Raw genomic sequence first — 20,743 nt, 5'->3', positions numbered from 1 at the left:
CGGTCTCATTGGCACTCCGGCAGCGAGTCGAACGCCTGGCGCAGCTCCACCGACTCGACTTTCGTCGTGTCCAGGCTGCTCTTCTCGTAGTTCGTGGAGAGCTGGTCGAGCACCTTGCCGACCTCGGCGTAGAACGTCTCCGTGGGCCGGGTGGCGAGCGCCTCGATGCCGGTGCGGGCCTGTCCGTAAGCGTCGCGGATCCCCGCCAGCGAGCCCAGGAAGCCGTCGGCGATCCGCTCGCCGTCGTCCACGTCCGGCACGCCGGCGCGCTCCACACCGGCACGGGCCTGCTCGCTCGCCGTCGCCGCGCCGTCGAAGAGCCGGGCCAGATTTTCCTTGGCCTGGCCGGGTGTCGTCTCCGCGGTCATCTGCGCCTGAGCCCGGCTGGTCAGCGAATCGATCTCGCTGCGCCAGGGACTCAGCGACGTGCAGACCAGAGCGGCCCAGGCCTGCGCCCCGGGCTGGCCCGAGCAGGCCGCCAGCGGCACAGCGAGCACGAGGACGAGAGCCAGGGATATCGGTCGGACCGCGCGCATGGGAGCAGAGTACGGGCACAGGCGGACACTCCACACGCCTCGATCGAGTCATAGCGAAGGGCACCCGGGGACCGGGTGCCCTTCGTGGTGCCGTTCGTCCTGGTCAGACGTTGTCCTTCACGCGGGACGTGGACGTCTCGCGAGCGTCCTGCGCGGCCTTCGCGGTGTCGGCGGCGCCGGCTGCGGACGCCGTGGCGGCGTCGTCGCCCATCGAGATCGGCTTACGCTTGCTCCAGATCACGGCGCCCGCGATGATCGCCACGGCCAGGACCGCGACACCGACCCGGACGCCGACGCTCGCGTCGTCGCCGTAACTCACCGCCACGACCGCCGGGGCGATCAGCAGCGAGACCAGGTTCATCACCTTGAGCAGCGGGTTGATGGCCGGACCGGCGGTGTCCTTGAACGGGTCGCCGACCGTGTCGCCGATCACCGTGGCGGCGTGCGCCTCGGAGCCCTTGCCACCGAAGGCGCCGTCCTCGACCAGCTTCTTCGCGTTGTCCCACGCGCCGCCGGAGTTGGACAGGAAGACCGCCATCAGCGTGCCCGCGCCGATCGCGCCGGCCAGGTACGCCGCCAGCGCGCCCGGGCCCAGCCCGAAGCCGACGGCGATCGGGGCCAGGATCGCGAGCAGACCGGGGGTGAGCAGCTCACGCTGCGCGTCCCGGGTGCAGATGTCGACCACGCGGCCGTACTCGGGGCGCTGCGTGTAGTCCATGATCCCCGGGAACTCGCGGAACTGGCGGCGGACCTCCATCACCACGGCGCCCGCCGAGCGGGACACCGCGTTGATCGCCAGACCGGAGAAGAGGAAGACCACCGCGGCGCCGACCAGCAGGCCGACCAGGCTGCGCGGGTTGGCGATGTTGAGCACCGAGAGGATCTCGGCGGCCGTGTCGGTCACCCCGGCGTCGGCCATCGAGTCGGCCAGGCTGTTCGTGTACGACCCGAACAGCGCCGTGGCGGCGAGCACCGCCGTGGCGATCGCGATGCCCTTGGTGATCGCCTTCGTGGTGTTGCCGACCGCGTCCAGCTCGGTGAGGGTCCGCGCGCCGCGCTCGTCGATGTCACCGGACATCTCCGCGATGCCCTGCGCGTTGTCCGAGATCGGGCCGAACGTGTCCATCGCCACGATCACGCCGACCGTGGTGAGCAGGCCGGTGCCGGCCAGCGCCACCGCGAACAGCGACAGGGTCAGCGACGAGCCGCCGAGCAGGAACGCGCCGTAGACGCCGGCGCCGAGCAGCAGGGCCGAGTAGACCGCCGACTCCAGGCCGACGCTGATGCCGGCCAGGACCACGGTGGCCGCGCCGGTCTGCGACGACTTGCCGATGTCCTGCACCGGGCGCCGGTTCGTCTCGGTGAAGTAGCCGGTCAGCGCCTGGATGGCGGCGGCCAGCACGATGCCGATGATGACCGCGCCGATCGCCACGAGCTGCGGGTTCCGGTCGCTGGCCAGGATGTCCTCGGCGATGCCGGTGTCGCCGAAGCCGGCGAAGGTGTCCGGCAGGTAGAGGAAGCTGACCACGGCCACCGCGATCGCGGAGATCGCGGCCGAGATGTAGAAGGCCCGGTTGATCGCGGTGAGGGCGTTGCGGTCGCTCTTGCGCAGCCGGGTGATGAAGACCCCGATGATCGCGATCAGCACGCCGATCGTGGAGACGATGAGCGGGAAGATCAGGCCGTCCTGGCCGAACGCGGCCTGACCCAGGATCAGCGCCGCGACGAGGGTCACCGCGTAGGACTCGAACAGGTCGGCGGCCATGCCGGCACAGTCACCGACGTTGTCGCCCACGTTGTCCGCGATCGTGGCGGCGTTGCGCGGGTCGTCCTCCGGAATGCCCTGCTCGACCTTGCCGACCAGGTCGGCGCCGACGTCGGCGGCCTTGGTGAAGATGCCGCCGCCGACCCGCATGAACATCGCGAGCAGCGCGGCGCCGAAGCCGAAGCCCTCCAGGACCGTGGGCGCGTCCTCCTTGAAGATCCAGACGACGAGCGCCGCACCGAACAGGCCGAGGCCCACGGTGAGGAAGCCCACCACGCCGCCGGTGCGGAACGCGATGCCCATCGCCTTCTCCCGGCCGCCCTCCTCGCCGGCGGCGGCTGCCACCCGCAGGTTGGCCCGGGTCGCCAGCGCCATGCCGGCGCCGCCGATGAACGAGCTGAAGATCGCGCCGACGATGAAGAACGCCGACCTGCCGATCTTGACGAGCGTCTCGTTCTCGGTGGCGTGCACCGGGAGCAGGAACAGCAGGACGACCGCGATCACCACGAAGATCGCCAGGGTCCGGAACTGCCGGATCAGGTACGCCGAAGCGCCCTCCTGCACGGCGCCGGCGATCTCCTGCATCTTCGGGGTGCCGCGACCGGTACGCAGCACGGATTGGACGAACATAGCGGCGAAGCCGAGCGCCACCAGCGCGAACGCCAGCGCGACGATGACGTAGGAGAGGTTCTCACCACTCAGGGACACCCCGCCACCCTCGGCGGCGAGGTCTATCGAGGTCCCGGACATCAATGTCCTCCTGTACACACCGATCGCACCCGGACGGCGGACGAGACCTCCGGGCGCATTCCCCGGATCGCGGGGAACGACCGACCAGGCCCGCGGACGCGGACCAGCAGTAGCTGACAACTCGCGTACTGTATAGGGCCGGTATGGCGATCGTCACACCTGCACGCAGCCGTGTCGCGGTGATGTTTGCCGCTGTGTTAGCGGCGCGGCGAGCGGGTATAGGGCGCGGTTGATCTCTTTGTGCAGGCTGCGGCGCTTTTTGCTCAGCGGCGGGTTACAGGCCAGACCATGCGCACTTCGGTGCCCGGGCCATCATCCACCGGACGCACCTGCAAATCATCAACAAATCCGGCAAGGAGTGCAAATCCGACACCCGTGGTCAGCGCGTCGTCGGTCAGCGACTCGTCGGCGAGCTCGTCCGGGGGCAGCTTCGTCAGCCCCACACTCGCCTCGATCGGGGCATGATCGATGACCCGGACGGTGTACGAGTCCGAGTCGGACATCTCCACCGTGACCAGGTCGGTGAGGCCGTACTGACGGTGCAGGGTCACGGCACGCGTGCAGGCCTCACCGATCGCCAGCCGGACCTCGTCGAGCAGCTCCTCGGCGACACCCGCCCGGCGCGCGACCGCGACACCGACCAGTCGCGCGGTGCGCACGTGCACCGGAGCCGGCGAGAAGGAGAGCCGAACCGTAGCCATCACGAAACAGGACCGCTGCCGTCGCGTTCGGTGGCCGCCTCGACCGTTGGAAAGATCGGGAAAACCTGGTCCAGCGCGGTGATCCGGAAGATCTTGAGGAGCGGCTCCTTCGCGCAGACGAGACCGAACGTCCCGTGCGCGGTTCGCAGGCGCTTGAGGGCACCGACCAGGACGCCGAGACCCGTCGAGTCGAGGAACTCGACCCTCTCCAGATCGACGACGACGTCACGTGCACCCGCGTCCACCAGCTCGATCAGCCGCTCACGCAGCCGAGGGGCGGTGTAGACGTCGACCTCACCACCGACTTCGAGCACAGTGTGCCCAGCGACGGTGCGGTCCGCCAGCGACAGCTCCATCGGTCCTCCTCCCTGATCTCCCCCCGCGAAATCTAACCACCGACCGACATCGGGCGACGCGTGGCACCCACCGTCCTACCCGTTTGAGGTTCGGGGCATACCGGTGTCACAGTGCAATGCGTGACCTCCACCGCCTTCGGTCCTGCTGAGCTGCTGCATCGACTGCGAACTCGCGGCACCGCGGCGGAGGTGTCCCCGATCACGCACATCGAGCGAGTGCCACCCCGGGCCGGGCAGGCGGCGCCGTGGCCCGGATGGACCGACCCCGCGGTGCGTGACGCGTTCACCGCGCAACGGATCATCGCGCCGTGGAAGCATCAGGCTGCCGCCGCCACCCTCGCCTGGGAGGGCACGCACGTCGTGCTGGCCACCGGCACCGCGTCGGGCAAATCCCTCGCGTACCAGCTGCCTGCTCTCAGCGCGCTCGCCAGGGACCCTAAGGCGACCGTGCTGTATCTGTCACCTACCAAGGCGCTCGCGGCCGATCAGCTCCGTGCGATCGCCCGGCTCGGCCTGGACGGCGTGCGCCCCGCCACCTTCGACGGCGACACCCCGCGCGAGGAGCGCGAATGGGTGCGCCAGCACTCGCGGTTCGTGCTGACGAACCCCGACATGCTGCATCACTCGCTGCTGCCCGGGCACGCCCGGTGGGGGGTCTTTCTCCGCCGCCTCTCGTACGTGGTGATCGACGAGTGCCACACGTACCGCGGGGTGTTCGGCTCCCACGTCGCCCATGTCCTGCGAAGACTGCGCCGAGCCGCGGCCCGGTACGGGTCGTCGCCCACGTTCATCCTCGCCTCGGCGACCTCCGGCGACCCGGCCGGAGCGGCGTCCCGGCTCACCGGACTTGACGTGACAGAGGTCACAGAGGACACGTCGCCGCGCGGCGGGGTGACGTTCGCCCTGTGGGAGCCGCCGCTGCTTCCCGCGTCCAGTGTGTCGCTGCCGTCCGACACGTCCGACTTCACCGACGTCGAGCTGCCTCCGATCCGCCGGTCCGCCCTGCGAGAGACCGCGGATCTGCTCACCGACGCGGTCGTGGCCGGTACCCGTACCCTCGCCTTCGTCCGCTCCCGGCGCGGCGCCGAAGTCGTCGCGTCGATGACCCGGCGATCCCTCGACGAAGCCGTTCCCGGGCTCGGCGACCGGGTCGCCGCCTACCGCGCCGGTTACCTGCGCGAGGACCGGCGGGCGATCGAGCGATCCCTGCTCTCCGGTGAGCTGCTCGGCCTCGCCTCCACGAACGCGCTCGAACTCGGCGTCGACCTGGTCGGCCTCGACGCCGTGCTGATCTGCGGATATCCGGGCACCCGGGCTTCGCTCTGGCAGCAGGCCGGACGGGCCGGGCGGGCCGGCGGTGAGGCGCTCGCCGTGCTGATCGCCCGGGACGACCCGCTCGACACCTACCTCGTGCACCACCCGGAAGCCGTCTTCGGCCGTCCCGTCGAGGCCACCGTGCTCGACCCCGCCAACCCCTACGTCCTCGGTCCGCAACTCTGCTGCGCCGCCTCCGAGGCGCCGCTCACCGACGCCGACCTGGAACTCTTCGGCGGCGAGGCGGCCGTCGCCGCGGTGCACGCGCTGGCCGGGGAAGGCGTGCTGCGACGCCGGCCGTCCGGCTGGTACTGGACGCACCGCGGACGGCCCGACGTGGACCTGCGCGGCACCGGCGGCGCCCCGGTCGCCGTGGTCGAGTCGTCGACCGGCCGGCTGCTCGGCACCGTCGACCACGGCTCCTCGCACGTCATGCTGCACACCGGCGCGGTCTACCTGCACCAGGGCGTCTCGTACGTGGTGGACGAGCTGGACCTGGACGACGCGATCGCCCTGGTGCACCAGCAGGAGCCGGACTGGACCACACACGCCCGTGACGTGACGAACCTGTCCGTGGTGAACGTCCGCTCGTACGTCGACGCCGGCCCGGTCGGCCTCTTCCTCGGCGAGGTGGACGTGACGAACCAGGTGGTGTCGTACCAGCGCCGCCGGATCGGCACCGGCGAGGTGATCGACACCAAACCGCTCGACCTCCCGGTGCGCGAACTGCGTACCGTCGCCGTCTGGTTCACCATCTCGCCGGAGGCCCTGGTCTCAGCCGGCGTCGAACCGGCCGACTTCCCGGGCGCCCTGCACGCGGCCGAGCACGCCGGCATCGGCCTGCTGCCGCTGATCGCCACCTGCGACAGGTGGGACATCGGCGGCCTCTCCACCGCGAACCACGCGGACACCGAGGCCCCGACGGTCTTCGTCTACGACGGCCATCCCGGCGGGGCGGGCTTCGCCGAGCGGGCGTACGGGGTGGCGGCGGACTGGCTGCGGGCCACCCGCGAGGCCATCGCCGCGTGCGTCTGCGAGGCAGGTTGCCCGGCGTGCGTCCAGTCCCCGAAGTGCGGAAACGGCAACAACCCCCTCGACAAACACGCAGCGGTGAAGGTCCTCGACACCGTCCTGGCCGCCCTCCCACCCTCCTGACTCCGGTCAGAACGCCGGGCCTGACATGCCGGCGGGGATGGTGAGGGGGCCGGCTCGGGCGGCGGCCTCGGCTGTCCAGGCAGCGCCCAGCAGGAGGCCGGTGGGGACGCTGGTGTGGATCACCAGCTCCAGGCCCTCCAGGGTGCAGGCGGTCATCGTGGCCCGGTTGCGCTTCACGATTCGGGCGGCGGCCTCGCACGCCGGGGCTGCACCCAGCACCGCCTGCTGCGCGCCGGCCAGAGCGCCCAGGTCCGCCGCGTTGCGGGCTTCGCGGCGGGCCACCTGGGCCGCGCCGATCGCCGCTCCGGCCAGTCCTCCGGCGAGCAGGACCAGGCCGAGCGCGAGCAGCAGGATCGAGGCGGCGCCCCGGTCCCGGCCGCGGGCCCGGTCCCGGTCGTGGTCGCGGTCGTGGTCGCGGGCCTGGTGACGGCCGCGGTCAGTGTCACGGTCGTGGTCGCGGGCCCGGTGACGGCCGCGGTCAGTGTCACGGTCGTGGTCGCGGGCCCGGTGACGGCCGCGGTCAGTGTCACGGTCGTGGTCGCGGTCGCGGGCCCGGTGACGGTCGCGGGCCCGGCCACCGGCCGGACGATTCGGCGTCATCAGGGGATCAGCTCCGGCTCGCGGGCGGCGTGCGACTCGGCTCGCAGGGTGGTTGCGGGCAGGTGGGCGCCACCCGGAACGCGTACCCGGGAAATGACCACCACCGTGACCGTCTCCGCGTCGCCGGACACCTGGATCTCGGCACCTGCCGGGGCCAGCCTCGCGGCCCCGTCCGTCGGCGCGCCGCGGGCGGCAGCCGTGGCCGCCTCACGTGCCGCGTCCAGGCAGCGCGCCTGGTCGGTCACCGCCGAGATCGCCGTCAACCCGGCGTAGAACAGCAGCAGGAGCGCCGGCAGCCCGGCCGCGAGCTCCGCGGTGAACGCACCCCGGTCCCGGCCGGGCCGCCGGCGCCGCTTCACTTCAGGGCCCGGCCGATGATGCCGCCGAGCGCCTGCTGCACGGCCGGACTGGTGACCACCTTGAGCAGGATGCCGGCGAAGGCCACCGCGGCGAGCGTGCCGACGGCGTACTCGGCGGTGCTCATTCCGGCATCGGCGGCCTCGGCCCGGAGCCGCCGGAAGCGGGTGACGATGGTGTGCACGTGGTCCTCCTCAGATAGGCGGCACGACTTTCTGCCGTGCCGGTCTTGCGGTGGCGCGGCGGACGCCGCGCCGGTCTCAAAGCCCCGCCGATCTCGAAGCCGCGCCGGTCTCAAGCGGCACCGATCTCGAAGCCGCACCGGCCTCGAAGCCATGCCCGTCGTTCCGGGAGCGGTGCGGGGCTTTCACAGCACGTCACTCAGGACGGCGATCACGACCGGGACCAGGCCGGCCAGCAGAAACGCGGGCAGGAAGCACAACCCGAGCGGCAGGACGATCAGGACGCCGGCTCGCTGAGCCGCCGCCTCGGCCGCGACGGTCCGGTCCGAACGCAGGTCACCGGCCAGACGTTCCAGCGCTCCGGCCAGCGCACCGCCGCTCGCGCTGGATCGGATCGCGGCCGCGACCAGACGTTCCGCCCCGGGCACGTCACCGAGATGAGCCCAGGCCTCGGCCGGACCGGCACCGAGTCGCAACGAGCGGCCGACGCGGTCCAGCCTGGTCCCGAGCGGCCCGCCGAGCGCATCCGCCACCGCTGCGGCAGCCCGGTCCGCCGGGGCACCGGCACGCAACGCGGCAGCCAGCAGGTCCGCACCGAGCGGAAGGTCAGCCAGTGCTCGCTGCCGCTCACGACGCGCTCCGGGCGGTTCCCGGCGTCGCAGCGCGCGTTCCGCTCCGATTGCGGCGATCACACCCAGGGGTACGCCCCAACGGCCCCCGACAATCACGACGACTCCGATGCCGACCAGCAGGGACGGGATCACTCGCGGCATTTGTCGATTCTTCGCGGCGGGTGCCTCGTGCGAGCCGATGCGGCGCAGTCGCTGACCGGATCTGTTCACGGGGACGACGAGCAGGACGGCGGCCAGGCCCAGGCAGGTCGCCACGATTCCGGTCATCGCGGGCCGTCCACCAGTCGCTGGGACCAGCGCAGCCCCGCGACCTGCAACAGCACCGCCGTCAGCGCGCAGGCCACGCCGACCGGGGTTCGTAGGAGCACCGCGAGCGGGTCGGCCCCGATCGCGTAGCCGAGTCCGATCCCGCCCAGTGGCAGCCCGGCCAGGAGCAGGGCCGTGGCCTGCGCCCCGGCCGCCTGAGCAGCGGCCGTCGCCGTGGTCCGGTCGGTGGATCGGGCATCGGACTCGATCCGGTCGAGCAGATCGGCCGCGGGCGCGCCGGTCTGCTCGGCGAGCCGCCAGACGGCCGCGACGAGTTCCCGGATCCGCCCGGCGCCGCCCTCCGCAGCGCCGGAAGGGCCGGCACCGCCCGAACCCGCTCCGAGTGGATCAGCAGTGTCCGAGGGACCGGCCGCCGAGTAGCCGGGGACACCGCCCGCGGAGTAGCCCGGGAAACCCGCGGCGGCCACCGGCGGGAGGCCGGCTCGCAGGTCGGCCACCAGCGCGCACAAGCGGTCCAGCTCGGCCGCCCGTGCGGCCGACGCGCGTTTCCGGCGGTCCCGGCGGGCCCACTCACCCGCGGCCAGGGCCGCGTAGACCGCCGCGATCGCCGCGCCGGCCGGACCCCCTGCCAGCAGCGCCGGCACGGACGCCAGACCGGCCGCCGCCAGCACCGGGCGCCACGCCGGCCCGGTGGTCAGGTGGGCGCGCCATCGGCGTACCCGGGCGGGGTCGAACCGCGCCGGAGCCCGCCGCCGCCCCGGCAAGCGTGCCCGGGCCGCACGCCGCGGCCTCAGAACCACGAGCACCGCCGCAACCATCAGCCCCGCCGCCAGCACGCCGGTCATCCCGGCCGCCCGGAGGAAACGGCGTGCGGCCCGGAGAAGCCGACGCGCGGCGCGACGGGCCCGGCCGGCGCGACGGGAACGGCTTGGAGAGCGGGCGGGACGGGGACTCCGCGGGCGGTGAGGAGGCGGGCCAGCACTGGGGCGCCCGGACCCGGTGAACCGGCCCAGGCCGGCTGGACCGTGATCAGGCGGGACTCCTCCGCGGGCACCAGGACGCTGATGGATTCCAGGACACGGCCGGCCGCGGTACGCCGAACCTGAAGCACCACCTGCAACGCCGCCAGCACCTGCGCGTGCAGCGCGGCCCGGGGCAGCCCGCCGAGCAGGCCGAGCGCCTCCAGCCGGGCCGGCACGTCACACGGCGCGTTGGCGTGGAGGGTGCCCGCGCCGCCGTCGTGACCTGTGTTCAGAGCCGCCAGAAGATCAACTATTTCAGCGCCCCGGCACTCGCCGACGACCAGCCGGTCCGGTCGCATCCGCAGCGCCTGGCGTACCAGATCGGTGAGGCCGACCGCGCCGGCGCCTTCCACGTTCGCGGTACGCGACTGCAGCGCCACCACGTGCGGATGCACCGGCCGCAGCTCGGCCGCGTCCTCCACCAGCACGATCCGCTCGGTCGGCGGCACCAGCCCGAGCAGCGTCGCGAGAAGCGTGGTCTTGCCGCTGCCGGTGCCACCGGTCACCAGGTACGCCAGCCGCGCCTCCACCAGCGCCGCCAGCACCCGCGCGGCGGCCGGCGCGACGGTGCCGTGCCGGACCAGATCGTCCAGGCTGAACGGCCGCTGCCGGAAGGTGCGCAGCGACAGGTACGGCCCGTCGACGGCGACCGGCGGCAGCACCGCGTGCAGGCGGGTGCCGTCCGGGAGGCGGGCGTCTGCGTACGGCTGACCGTCGTCGAGCCGGCGACCACAGGCCGCCACCAGGCGCTGTGCCAGGCGGCGCACCTCGTCCGGTCCGCTGAGCCGGACGGCGGCCCGTTCCAGCCCGGCGCCCCGGTCGATCCAGACCTGCCCCTGGTTGACCAGCACGTCGGTGACGGCCGGATCCGCGAGCAGCGGCGCGAGCGGCCCGGCCCCGAGCATCTCGTCCCGGACCTGGTCGGCGAGCCGCAGCACCGCCGTGTCGCCGAGCACCTTGTTCTCCCGGCGGACGACGCTGACGACCGCTGCCGGGGTGGCTTCGTCGCCGGAGTGGGCGAGGTGGTGGCGTACCCGATGGGTCAGCGCGCTCATGCGTGCGCCGCCGAACCCGTACGCATCAGATCGTCGACCAGCCGGCGGCAGAGGTCGGCGAGTGGCCCCTTCCCGTCCGCGCAGGGCGCGGCGCCGTTCTCCACCTTCTCGCAGAGTGACGGTTCCGGGCGCAGGGTGCCGGCCAGCGGCAGGCCCAGCGCGCCGGCGACTTCCCGGGCCCGCAGCTTGCCGGGCGCGGGTCCGCGCACCACCACCGCGATGTCCTCGCAGTGCACCTGGATCGAGGCGGCGGTCCGCGCGGCCGAAGCGGCGGCCCGTAGTTCCGCCGGAACCACCAGCAACGTCCGGTCGGCCGCCTGCAGGGCCAGCACGGCGGCGTCGTCGAGTTGCCGGGGCAGGTCCGCGACGATGACGTCCCGGCCGCGCCGGGCGGCGTCCAGCGTCGCCGCCATCGCCTCGGCCGGCACACCGGGCAGCTGGTCGCGGTCGAACGAGAGCAGGACCAGGTCGCCACGCTGCGGCAGCGCGGCGAGCAGCGCCGGCGGATCGACCCGTCCGTCCGCGGCGCGCAGACCGCGCCAGCGCAGACCCGTCACGTCCTCCCAGCCGAGCAGCAGGTCGAGGCCGCCGCCGAGCGGGTCGGCGTCGACGAGCAGGGTCCGGTGCCCGCAGCGCACCGCCGTGGTGGCCAGCCCGGCCGCCAGCATGCTCGCGCCGGCGCCACCCCGCCCGCCGATCACCGCGACGGTCCGCGAGCGGGCGTCCGGCTGCTCGGGACGGGCCGCGAACTGCTCGACCACCCAGGTCTCGGCGGCCGGCAGCACCGCGACGTGCTCGGCGCCGAGCGGCTCGGCGAACTCCCAGGTGGTGGCGTCCATGTCCGAGTGACGGCCGACCACGATCACCCGGGGGCGGCGCGGCAACCGGGCCCGTGCGCAGGACTCCGCCTGGTCGGCGCCGACCACCACGAGGGACGCGGCGGGATAGCGGGCGCGGGCAGCGGCCGGGTCGGGCGCCACGTCGACCTCGGCGCCACCGGCGGCGGCGAGCCGGAGCAGGTCGTCGAGGAGGTCGCGGTCGGCGGTCACGACCAGGGGACGGCGTGGTGCGGGCATCGGGGGCCTCCAGGCTCGGCGGCGGGTGTCGAGCGCCCACCGTCGCGAGCCGCCGTCCGGCCGGGCAACGGGTCCGGAGCCGCCTGTGGATAACTTCCGATCCTGTGGATAACTCGCCGCCGGGAAGACGATCTGGTACGCCGAGCCGCCCCGCGTATGAACTCGGGCGGGTTGGGTATCTTTGGTGCCGACACAGACCGATGGAGCTGGCATGGACAACGCGATCCGGACCACGGTCGCCGACGACGGGACAGTGACCGTCACCGTGCTGGGTGAGATCGACTACTCCCGGGCCGACGACGTCGCCCAGAGCATCCGCGACGCGCTCATCGACTGGTCGGCGACGCTCGTGCGGGTCGACCTGCGCGATGCGTCCTTCATCGACTCGACCGGGCTGGGCGCCCTGATCGAGGGTTATCGGGACGTCACCGAGCGCGGCGGCCAGTTCCTGGTGGTCAATCCGACCGAGTCGTTCCGCCGGGTGCTGGACGTGACGGGTCTCGCCGGCTTCTTCGGCCTGATCAGCTCGTCCGCGGGCGGGGCGATCGACGAGGCCCGGCCGGAGCGCACGTCGGCCACCGGCGCCTGAACGGGAACGACCCCCGTCGGGGGAGACGGGGGTCGTCCTTGGATTCGGCTCCGGGGGGGTCGAGCCGAATCAACCCGGCAATCGCGGGGGGCGCGATTACCGAGGGCCAGCTTCACTGGACGCGGTCGTAACAACACGCTTCACAGTGGCGAACACAAGTCTGCCTCAGACTCTGCCGTTCCGTCGAGTACCGAATGTAACCCGATGCGACACTCCCTGCCCGTCTGACCGTTTTCACAGCGCGTCACCAACGAGGCTCTTGGGCGTACGGATCGAACGTCCCGGGCGCGGTACGGCTACACTTTCGGCCCGTGGGCCCGAGCGCCGCCTTTTTCGATCTCGACAAGACCGTCATCGCCAAGTCCAGCGCCCTGGCCTTCGGACGGCCTTTCTACCGTGATGGCCTGATCAGCCGCCGTGACGTGGTCAAGTCCGGATACGCGCAGCTGATGTTCCGCCTCGGCGGCGGCACCGACGAGCAGGCGATGGCGCGCACCCGTGACTACATGGCGGCCCTGAGCAAGGGCTGGCGGGTCGAGCAGGTGCAGCAGATCGTCGCCGAGACTCTCAACGACCTGATCAATCCGTATGTCTACGCGGAGGCCGCCGCGTTGATCGCCGAGCACCAGGCGGCCGGCCGTGACGTCGTGCTGGTCTCGGCCTCCGGTGACGAGATGGTCCGCCCGATCGGCGCGCTGCTCGGCATCACCGACGTGATCGCGACCCGGATGGCGATCGCCGACGGGTGTTACAGCGGCGAGGTCGACTTCTACTCGGCCGGGCCGAACAAGGTGGTCGGCGTCCGTGAGCTCGCCGAGTCCCGTGGCTACGATCTGGCCGAGTGCTTCGCCTACTCCGACTCGAGCAGCGATCTGCCGCTCCTGGAGGCCGTCGGGCATCCGAGCGCGGTGAACCCGGACCGGGCGCTGCGCCGGGTCGCGGCCGAGCGGTCCTGGCCGATTCTGGAGTTCCGCAACCCCGTACCGCTGGGAAGACGCCTGCGTGACCGGCCGGCCGTGCCGGTCGCCGCTGCGGCCCTGGGTGTCGGTGTCGGGGTGGCGATCGGCTTCGCGCTCTACGGGCGCCACCGGCGCACCCGGGCCGCCGTAGCGTAATGACCAGCGCAAATGCCATTGGTCTGAGTAATCGGGCATATCTGGTGATCATGCGCGAAGGGGCGTAGAAAGAAGTCGCGGGCCCGTGCGAACGGGAACCGTGCACGGCCACCGGGAACCCACGCGCGATCAGCCACGGCAGGCACGTTGCGACGGGACCTAATGCTTCGCGAGGGGCTGCTGGACCGTCGACAACGACCCAGGTGCACGCTTGATAACCCGGTTCGGACGCGCGCAGCCGGCGCCCCCGCGAGGGACGCCGGCTCTATCTTTGCGCCGCCGCTTGATGCCGGTTACGGATCTCCTGATAGACGTCGCGGAAAAGCCGCGGCCGGGCGTGGAAGTCGACCCCCTGAGCCCACAGCTCGGTGCCGACCGTCGCCCCGTCGTGGCGCTCCAGGAGCACGGTCATCCCGCTCTCGATCCGCCACGGCCCGACGCGATGGGTGGCGTGGTGCAGGCGCACACCCGCGACCTCCCGCCACCGCATGGTCCGCGACCGCAACAGACCCTCGATACGCACGCCCTGAGAGCTGACGTAGACGCCGTGCCGCAGGATCCGGTAGGCGCCGACCACCCAGACCGCCGCGAGGACACAGGCGGTCAGCCGGACGCCGTGCCCGATCAGGTCGAACTGCTCGATCGTGGCGTAGGTCAGCAGCCCCAGCGCCGCCGCTTCCCAGGCGATCACGAGCCAGCGGCCGGAACCGGGCGGGTACGGACGAACCCAGTCGTCATCCACGCCAAGAAGTATGCCGCCGCTCAGACCGCTGCCAGGACTCCGTCGCCGATTACCGCGATCTGCTGCGCACCCGCCGTGACCGCCGAGGCGTAGTGCCGCAGCCAGGACCGCACGCCGTCCGGGGTGCCGGTGGCGTAGGCGCCGGCCGATCCGACGTATTCCGGCTCGCGCTCGAGGTGACCGGCCTCGACGCCGACCAGACCGCGCGGGTCGAAGCCGCGGCCGATCAGCGTGAGGCGGGCCGCCGCGCGGGCCACCACACCGGCCGGCCCGGCGAACGGCCGCAGGGTGATCAGCTCGGCGTGCACGATCGCGGCGAGCAGCAGCGGCGGGGTCTCCTCGTTGCCGGCGACCAGGGCGGACAGCGCGTCGATCCGCTCCGCGCCGGAGACCAGACGGCCCAGGTCGTGGTCGTGGACGACGCCGCGGGCGGCAAGCACGTGCAGTTTCGCGAGGACCTGGCGGGGCGCTCGGGGCCAGAGGTCGACGAGGCCGCCGAGCGACTCGGCGACGCGCAGGGCGCCCTGCACGGTCGGGTCGGTGACGGTCCCGCCGCGGACCTCCTCGAGGTCGTACGTGCTGCCTTCCAGGGCGGCGCTGGCGACGGCGGCACGCAGGCTCGCCTCGGCCGCGACCTGACCGCCGTGCCGGCGCAGGGCGCGGTGCCGCATCGCGGCGTCGACGGTGTTCCGGGCTTCGGCGAATGCGGGCGCGACGTCGGCGAGGTCGAGCAATGGGGCTAGTGGATCCACGTGCACACGGTAACCGGTAAAACAGCTGAAACATGGGGTGCACAAACGAGCGTGGAAATGGCAAGATTCGCGCAGAACCGATCAGCTGGATGCCGGTCGGCGCGCATACGACGCCATCGGGCGCGTCCCGGCGGACGAACCCTCGCCGGACCCACCGGCCAGAACTAGTGTGCAACGAAGAATCCCCGGTCAGGCAGAGGAGCCGCCCTCATGAGCGAGACCCTGGAGAACTTGTCCTCGGAGACGCGGAAGTTCCCGCCGCCCGCCGAACTCGCGGCGAACGCGAACGTGAAGGCCGACGCCTACGACGAGGCGAACGCCGACCGGCTGGCCTACTGGGAGCGCCAGGCCGAGCGTCTCACCTGGGCCAAGAAGTGGGACCAGGTGCTGGACTGGTCCAACCCGCCGTTCGCCAAGTGGTTCGTCGGCGGTGAGCTGAACATCGCGTACAACTGCGTGGACCGGCACGTCGAGGCCGGCAACGGCGACAAGGTCGCCATCCATTGGGAGGGCGAGCCCGGCGACACCCGGACCGTCACCTACGCCGAGCTGCTGAAACTGGTCTCCCAGGCGGCGAACACGCTGACCGATCTGGGCGTCACGGCCGGCGACCGGGTCATGATCTACCTGCCGATGATCCCGGAGGCCGCGGTGGCGATGCTCGCCTGCGCCCGGATCGGCGCGACGCACAGCGTGGTCTTCGGTGGCTTCTCGGTGGACGCCCTCTCCACCCGGATCCAGGACGCCGCCGCCAAGGTCGTGATCACCGCGGACGGCGGTTACCGGCGGGGCAAGCCGTCGGCGCTCAAGCCGACCGTGGACGAGGCGGTGTCGCGTACCGACAGCATCGAGCACGTGCTGGTGGTCCGCCGCACCGGCCAGGACGTCGCCTGGACCGACAAGGACAAGTGGTGGCACGAGACGGTCGAGCAGGCCGCCGGCTCGCACGAGGCGCAGCCGTTCGACTCCGAGCACCCGCTCTTCATCCTCTACACGTCCGGCACCACCGGTAAGCCGAAGGGCATCCTGCACACCACCGGCGGGTACCTGACGCAGACGTCGTACACCCATCACGCGGTCTTCGACCTGAAGCCCGAGACCGACGTCTACTGGTGCACCGCCGACATCGGCTGGGTCACCGGCCACTCGTACATCGTGTACGGTCCGCTCTCCAACGGCGCGACCCAGGTCATGTACGAGGGCACCCCGGACACCCCGGACCGCGGCCGGTTCTGGCAGATCGTCGACAAGTACAAGGTGTCGATCCTCTACACCGCTCCGACGCTGATCCGCACGATGATGAAGTGGGGCGACGACATCCCCGCCAAGTACGACCTGTCGTCGCTGCGGGTCCTCGGCAGCGTGGGCGAGCCGATCAACCCCGAGGCCTGGATGTGGTACCGGGAGCACGTCGGCCGGGAGCGCACCCCGATCGTCGACACCTGGTGGCAGACCGAGACCGGCGCGATCATGATCTCGCCGCTGCCCGGCGTGACCGAGGCGAAGCCGGGGTCCGCGATGACGCCGCTGCCCGGCATCGGCGCCGACGTGGTCGACGACCAGGCGCAGTCGGTGCCGAACGGCGGCGGCGGTTTCCTGGTGCTGCGCGAGCCGTGGCCGTCGATGCTGCGCACCATCTGGGGCGACGACCAGCGGTTCCTGGACACGTACTGGTCCCGGTTCGGCGCAGGCGCCGACTCCTCTTCCCAAGAGTGGATCTACTTCGCCGGCGACGGCGCCAAGAAGGACGACGACGGCGCCCTCTGGCTGCTCGGCCGGGTGGACGACGTCATGCTGGTCTCCGGCCACAACATCTCCACCACCGAGGTGGAGTCGGCGCTCGTCTCGCACCCGTCGGTGGCCGAGGCGGCCGTGGTCGGCGCGACCGACCCGACCACCGGCCAGGCGATCGTCGCGTTCGCCATCCCGCGCGGCAGCGTGGAGACCGAGGGCGCGGCCGGCGAGGAACTGATCAAGGAGCTGCGCAACCACGTGGCGAAGACGCTCGGCCCGATCGCCAAGCCGCGTCAGATCATGCTCGTCGCCGAGCTGCCGAAGACGCGGTCCGGCAAGATCATGCGGCGTTTGCTGCGCGATGTCGCGGAGAACCGGTCGCTCGGTGACGTGACGACGCTCCAGGACTCGACGGTGATGGATCTGATCTCGTCCGGGATGAAGACCGGCAAGTCCGAAGACTGACCCTTCCAGGCCAAGAAAAGCCGGTGACGCTCTGGACGTCACCGGCTTTTTTCCTGCCGGAAAACCGTTCGACGGGGCAAGGTCACGGCCAGGTCACAACGTCATCGATCGTAGTGACTTTCATCCGGATCGATCGCAGGATCCAGAGGATTCGCCCGATCACCCCTCGGGCGTTCGTTCCTTCCGGAGGACCCGTACGTGACACAACAAATCACCTGGGGCCGGCGAACCGTCACCTCTGTCCTCGCGCTCGGTGTCGCCGCCGGCGTGACGACGTTGAGCAGCCCTCTTCCCGCCTCGGCGGAACCGGGCACGGGCACGGTTCCCGCCGCATCGCAGGAGCCGGCCACCCCCAAGGAATCACCGGCGGACACGCTGGGCGCGCACGACGCTGATCTTCTGGCGGACGCGGAAGCCCAGAACAAGCCGCAGGTCACCGTCATCGTCGCGGCCGACAAGGGCAAGTCAGGCGACGTCGCTGCCAAGATCGAGAAGTTGGGCGGCAGCATCAACCGCCGCTTCGACCAGATCGGGTACGTCCTCGCCACCGTCCCCACCGCCAAGGTGCTGAACACGGCGAACCTGCCGGGCGTCGCTGCTGTCGACCTGGACGAGACGATCAAGCTGCCCGAGACGGATCTCCCGACCAGCAAGGGCGCGGCCAAGCAGGCCGCCACCCCGTCCGGCCCGGGCGCCACCACGCCCGCGGACAACCCGTACATGCCCACCGGCGAGACGGGTTCGGTCGACTTCAAGAAGAAGAACCCTAAGTACGACGGCCGTGGCGTGACCATCGGCATCATGGACTCCGGTGTGGACCTGGCCCACCCGGCGCTGCAGAAGACGACCACCGGCGAGCGCAAGATCGTCGACTGGGTCACGGCAACCGACCCGATCACCGAGGGCGACGGCACCTGGCGGCGCATGCTCGGCTCGGTCTCCGGCCCGTCCTTCACCTACAACGGCGCGACCTGGACCGCTCCGGCGGGCACCTACCAGGTCAACCGCTTCATCGAGGAAATCACGAAGGACTCCGAGCCGGCCGGTGACGTGAACCGGGACGGTGACACCACCGACCAGTGGGGCGTCCTCTACGACCCGGTGAGCCACGACATCCGCGTGGACACCAACCAGAACTTCGACTTCACCGACGACGCCGTGATGCGGCCGTACAAGGAGAAGTACGACGTCGGCTACTTCGGCACCGACAACCCGGCCACCGCGATCGCCGAGCGGATGCCGTTCGTCGTGGAGTTCCGCGAGGACGTCTCCCTCAAGCCGTACGGCGACCCGTCGCTCCCGGCGACCGCCGACTTCGTCAACATCGGCATCGTCGAGGGCATGCACGGCAGCCACGTCGCCGGCATCACCGCCGGTAACGACCTGTTCGGCAACGCCAACCTGGACGGCCAGGCACCCGGCGCCAAGATCGTTTCAGCGCGGTCCTGCTCGTGGGGCGGCGGCTGCACCGCGGCGTCGCTGACCACCGGCATGGCGGACCTGGTGATCAACCGGGGCGTCGACGTGATCAACGTGTCGATCGGTGGCCTGCCCGGCCTCAACGACGGCAACAACGCCCGCGCCCGGCTCTACGACGACCTGATCGACACGTACGGCGTGCAGATCGTCATCTCGGCCGGCAACTCCGGCCCGGGCACCAACACGATCGGCGACCCGTCGGTCGCGACCGACGTGATCAGCGTGGCGGCGGCGATCAGCAAGGAGACCTGGCTCGCCAACTACGGCTCGGTCACCCGCCGCAACCTCCAGCTGTTCAACTTCTCGTCGCGCGGCCCGCGTGAGGACGGCGGCTTCAAGCCGAACATCAGCGCGCCCGGCTCGGCGATCTCCACGGTCCCGACGTGGGAGCCGATGGCCGGTGTCGACACCGTCGGCTACACCCTGCCGCCCGGTTACTCGATGCAGAACGGCACCTCGATGTCGGCGCCGCAGGTGACCGGTGGCGCGGCGCTGCTGCTCTCGGCGGCGAAGCAGAACGACCTGGGCATCACGCCGGCCGGTCTGCGCCGCGCGCTCTACACGACCGCTGACCTGATCCCGGGCGAGAAGGTGCACGCCCAGGGCTACGGCCAGATGGACGTCCCGGCCGCGTGGAAGCTGCTCACCAAGGAGTCGGAGACCCGCTCCTACACCTCCTCGGCTCCGGTCTGCACGCCGCTCTCCGACCAGCTGGCGACGGCTGACCAGGGCACCGGTATCTACAACCGGTGCGCGGTGGGCGACGGCGGTTACGCGGTCGGCAAGGAGCGGACCGTCACGGTCAAGCTGACCCGCACCAGCGGCCCGAACAAGACTGTCAAGCACAACCTCAGCTGGATCGGCGACCGCAAGGCGTTCTCCTCGGCCGGCTCGGTGGACCTGCCGCTCAAGAAGACCGTCAGCGTCAAGGTCAAGGTCCGTCCCGGCGAGGGCGTGAGCAGCGCGATCCTGAAGGTCGACGACCCGCGCACCCCGGTGATCGACTTCGAGGTGCTCAACACGGTGGTCACCGCCGTCACGACCAAGAAGCCGGCGTACGCCGAGACCTTCGCCGGTTCGGTGGACCGCAACTCCAGCACGTCGTACTTCGTGAACGTGCCGGAGGGCGCCACCGCGCTGCAGGTGAACCTGGCGGGCATCGCGACCGGTTCGCAGACGCGCTGGATCGCGATCAACCCGTGGGGCGTTCCGGTCGAGTCGACCGCGAGCACCGCCTGCTACACCAACTTCTCCGACGCGAACGCCTGCAAGCCGCAGGAGCGGTCGTACGAGAACCCGATCCCGGGCATCTGGGAACTCGAGGTCGAGTCCCGGCGTACGTCGCCGTCGCTGAACAACCCGTACAAGCTGACCGCGAAGATCCAGGGGGTCACGATCGACCCGGCCGCCGTGACGCTTCCGAGCGTCAAGGCCGGTGTCGCCACGCCGCTGACCTGGACCGTCACGAACAACTTCGGCCCGCTCAACCTCACCGCCCAGGGCGGCCCGCTCGGCAGTGGCTACTCCGCACGGCCGACGATCGCCAACGGCGAGGACCAGGCGTACGAGGTAGTGGTGCCCGAGGGCGTGCAGCGGCTGAACGTGTCGATCGGCAACACCAGCGACGCCGCCGCCGACCTCGACCTGGTGCTCTACAACGAGGCCGGCAAGGTCGTGGCCCAGCAGGCCGACGGCGACTCGGAGGAGGCGGTCTCGGTCGCCTCGCCGGCTGCCGGCACCTACACGGTCGCGGTGGCGGGTTACGCCGTGCCGAGCGGCACCACCCAGTACGACTACCTGGACGTCTACTACAGCCCGTCGCTGGGCAGCGTGGCCACCCAGGCCACCCCGTTCTCGCTCGCCAACGGCAAGAGCGCGACGGTCACCGGCTCGGTCACCGCGGCTTCGGTGCCGCCGGCCGGTCGCAAGATGTTCGGTGAGATGTCGATCGTGACGGACGAGGGCGCGGTCGTCGGCCGCGGCTCGGTCGCCATCACGGCCGTCACCGAGTAAGCAACAGGCACGGTTCAGCGAAGAGGCCCGCCGGGACAACCCGGCGGGCCTCGATTGATTTTGATCCGGGCACCGTAGCGCCTGAG

General features: G+C 71.4%; 18 protein-coding genes. 5 read left to right on the top strand and 13 right to left on the bottom strand.

Annotated features, from left to right (window positions below; genetic code table 11):
• Positions 1-5: 5 nt before the first annotated feature.
• The 4 genes from AMIS_RS01650 to AMIS_RS01635 form a co-directional block, all read right to left on the bottom strand.
• Complete coding sequence (locus AMIS_RS01650) at positions 6-536, bottom strand: hypothetical protein (RefSeq protein WP_014440447.1); 531 nt, start codon at positions 534-536, stop codon at positions 6-8.
• 103 nt (positions 537-639) lie between these two features.
• Positions 640-3,051, bottom strand: a complete 2,412-nt coding sequence (locus AMIS_RS01645) for a sodium-translocating pyrophosphatase (RefSeq protein ID WP_014440446.1) — start codon at positions 3,049-3,051, stop codon at positions 640-642.
• A 263-nt stretch (positions 3,052-3,314) separates the two neighbouring features.
• A complete protein-coding gene (locus AMIS_RS01640; RefSeq protein WP_014440445.1) occupies positions 3,315-3,755 on the bottom strand; it encodes an ATP-binding protein in 441 nt (146 codons plus the stop codon).
• Positions 3,752-4,108 (bottom strand): STAS domain-containing protein, encoded by a 357-nt coding sequence (locus AMIS_RS01635; RefSeq protein WP_014440444.1) that lies wholly within the window; start codon positions 4,106-4,108, stop codon positions 3,752-3,754. The genes AMIS_RS01640 and AMIS_RS01635 overlap by 4 nt, the downstream gene beginning before the upstream one ends.
• Before the next feature lie 111 nt (positions 4,109-4,219).
• On the opposite strand from AMIS_RS01635, the gene AMIS_RS01630 reads away from it, so the two are divergent.
• Positions 4,220-6,577, top strand: coding sequence for a DEAD/DEAH box helicase (locus AMIS_RS01630; protein WP_014440443.1), 2,358 nt, complete (start codon positions 4,220-4,222; stop codon positions 6,575-6,577).
• Positions 6,578-6,583: 6 nt separating this feature from the next.
• Here AMIS_RS01630 and AMIS_RS41425 read toward each other — a convergent pair whose 3' ends face one another.
• The 7 genes from AMIS_RS41425 to ssd form a co-directional block, all read right to left on the bottom strand.
• Positions 6,584-7,177, bottom strand: a complete 594-nt coding sequence (locus AMIS_RS41425; protein WP_014440442.1) for an Rv3654c family TadE-like protein — start codon at positions 7,175-7,177, stop codon at positions 6,584-6,586.
• Positions 7,177-7,536, bottom strand: a complete 360-nt coding sequence (locus tag AMIS_RS01620; RefSeq protein WP_014440441.1) for a TadE family type IV pilus minor pilin — start codon at positions 7,534-7,536, stop codon at positions 7,177-7,179. The genes AMIS_RS41425 and AMIS_RS01620 overlap by 1 nt, the downstream gene beginning before the upstream one ends.
• Complete coding sequence (locus AMIS_RS43845) at positions 7,533-7,661, bottom strand: DUF4244 domain-containing protein (RefSeq protein WP_231859364.1); 129 nt, start codon at positions 7,659-7,661, stop codon at positions 7,533-7,535. The genes AMIS_RS01620 and AMIS_RS43845 overlap by 4 nt, the downstream gene beginning before the upstream one ends.
• Before the next feature lie 240 nt (positions 7,662-7,901).
• Positions 7,902-8,489, bottom strand: a complete 588-nt coding sequence (locus AMIS_RS01610) for a type II secretion system F family protein (protein WP_231859363.1) — start codon at positions 8,487-8,489, stop codon at positions 7,902-7,904.
• A gap of 122 nt (positions 8,490-8,611) precedes the next feature.
• Positions 8,612-9,433: a hypothetical protein gene (locus AMIS_RS43585; protein ID WP_407921886.1), complete on the bottom strand. Its 822-nt coding sequence runs from the start codon at positions 9,431-9,433 to the stop codon at positions 8,612-8,614.
• A gap of 23 nt (positions 9,434-9,456) precedes the next feature.
• Positions 9,457-10,692 (bottom strand): TadA family conjugal transfer-associated ATPase, encoded by a 1,236-nt coding sequence (locus tag AMIS_RS01600; RefSeq protein ID WP_014440437.1) that lies wholly within the window; start codon positions 10,690-10,692, stop codon positions 9,457-9,459.
• Complete coding sequence (ssd, locus tag AMIS_RS01595) at positions 10,689-11,768, bottom strand: septum site-determining protein Ssd (RefSeq protein ID WP_014440436.1); 1,080 nt, start codon at positions 11,766-11,768, stop codon at positions 10,689-10,691. Before ssd ends, AMIS_RS01600 begins: the two co-directional genes overlap by 4 nt.
• Positions 11,769-11,979: 211 nt before the next feature.
• Here ssd and AMIS_RS01590 point away from each other — a divergent pair, with 211 nt between their 5' ends.
• Both AMIS_RS01590 and AMIS_RS01585 read left to right on the top strand, forming a co-directional pair.
• Positions 11,980-12,357 (top strand): STAS domain-containing protein, encoded by a 378-nt coding sequence (locus AMIS_RS01590; RefSeq protein WP_014440435.1) that lies wholly within the window; start codon positions 11,980-11,982, stop codon positions 12,355-12,357.
• 311 nt (positions 12,358-12,668) lie between these two features.
• Positions 12,669-13,472 carry an HAD family hydrolase gene (locus tag AMIS_RS01585; protein ID WP_014440434.1) on the top strand — a complete coding sequence of 268 codons (804 nt, stop codon included), beginning with the start codon at positions 12,669-12,671 and terminating at the stop codon, positions 13,470-13,472.
• A 265-nt stretch (positions 13,473-13,737) separates the two neighbouring features.
• Here the strand turns inward: AMIS_RS01585 and AMIS_RS01580 are convergent, their stop codons facing one another.
• A complete protein-coding gene (locus AMIS_RS01580; RefSeq protein ID WP_014440433.1) occupies positions 13,738-14,214 on the bottom strand; it encodes a PH domain-containing protein in 477 nt (158 codons plus the stop codon).
• A gap of 20 nt (positions 14,215-14,234) precedes the next feature.
• The gene (locus tag AMIS_RS01575; protein WP_014440432.1) at positions 14,235-14,972 is read right to left on the bottom strand and encodes a Fic family protein; all 738 of its coding nucleotides are present in this window, start codon (positions 14,970-14,972) and stop codon (positions 14,235-14,237) included.
• Positions 14,973-15,176: 204 nt separating this feature from the next.
• Between AMIS_RS01575 and acs the strand changes: the two genes are divergently transcribed.
• Positions 15,177-17,165, top strand: a complete 1,989-nt coding sequence (gene acs, locus AMIS_RS01570; RefSeq protein WP_014440431.1) for an acetate--CoA ligase — start codon at positions 15,177-15,179, stop codon at positions 17,163-17,165.
• A 198-nt stretch (positions 17,166-17,363) separates the two neighbouring features.
• Positions 17,364-20,657, top strand: a complete 3,294-nt coding sequence (locus AMIS_RS01565; protein ID WP_014440430.1) for a S8 family serine peptidase — start codon at positions 17,364-17,366, stop codon at positions 20,655-20,657.
• Positions 20,658-20,743: the final 86 nt, after the last annotated feature.

The organism is Actinoplanes missouriensis 431, assembly GCF_000284295.1.
GTDB classification, from domain to species: Bacteria; Actinomycetota; Actinomycetes; order Mycobacteriales; family Micromonosporaceae; genus Actinoplanes; species Actinoplanes missouriensis.
This window is presented reverse-complemented; position numbering and strand designations above follow the sequence as displayed.

Bases quoted from the DNA above. Each gene is read 5' to 3' on its own strand.
- AMIS_RS43845 (WP_231859364.1), bottom strand. From the start codon at position 7,661: ATGAGCACCGCCGAGTACGCCGTCGGCACGCTCGCCGCGGTGGCCTTC.
- AMIS_RS01590 (WP_014440435.1), top strand. From the start codon at position 11,980: ATGGACAACGCGATCCGGACCACGGTCGCCGACGACGGGACAGTGACC.
- AMIS_RS01600 (WP_014440437.1), bottom strand. From the start codon at position 10,692: ATGAGCGCGCTGACCCATCGGGTACGCCACCACCTCGCCCACTCCGGC.
- AMIS_RS01645 (WP_014440446.1), bottom strand. From the start codon at position 3,051: ATGTCCGGGACCTCGATAGACCTCGCCGCCGAGGGTGGCGGGGTGTCC.
- AMIS_RS41425 (WP_014440442.1), bottom strand. From the start codon at position 7,177: ATGACGCCGAATCGTCCGGCCGGTGGCCGGGCCCGCGACCGTCACCGG.
- ssd (WP_014440436.1), bottom strand. From the start codon at position 11,768: ATGCCCGCACCACGCCGTCCCCTGGTCGTGACCGCCGACCGCGACCTC.
- acs (WP_014440431.1), top strand. From the start codon at position 15,177: ATGAGCGAGACCCTGGAGAACTTGTCCTCGGAGACGCGGAAGTTCCCG.
- AMIS_RS43585 (WP_407921886.1), bottom strand. From the start codon at position 9,433: ATGGTTGCGGCGGTGCTCGTGGTTCTGAGGCCGCGGCGTGCGGCCCGG.
- AMIS_RS01635 (WP_014440444.1), bottom strand. From the start codon at position 4,108: ATGGAGCTGTCGCTGGCGGACCGCACCGTCGCTGGGCACACTGTGCTC.
- AMIS_RS01650 (WP_014440447.1), bottom strand. From the start codon at position 536: ATGCGCGCGGTCCGACCGATATCCCTGGCTCTCGTCCTCGTGCTCGCT.
- AMIS_RS01610 (WP_231859363.1), bottom strand. From the start codon at position 8,489: ATGCCGCGAGTGATCCCGTCCCTGCTGGTCGGCATCGGAGTCGTCGTG.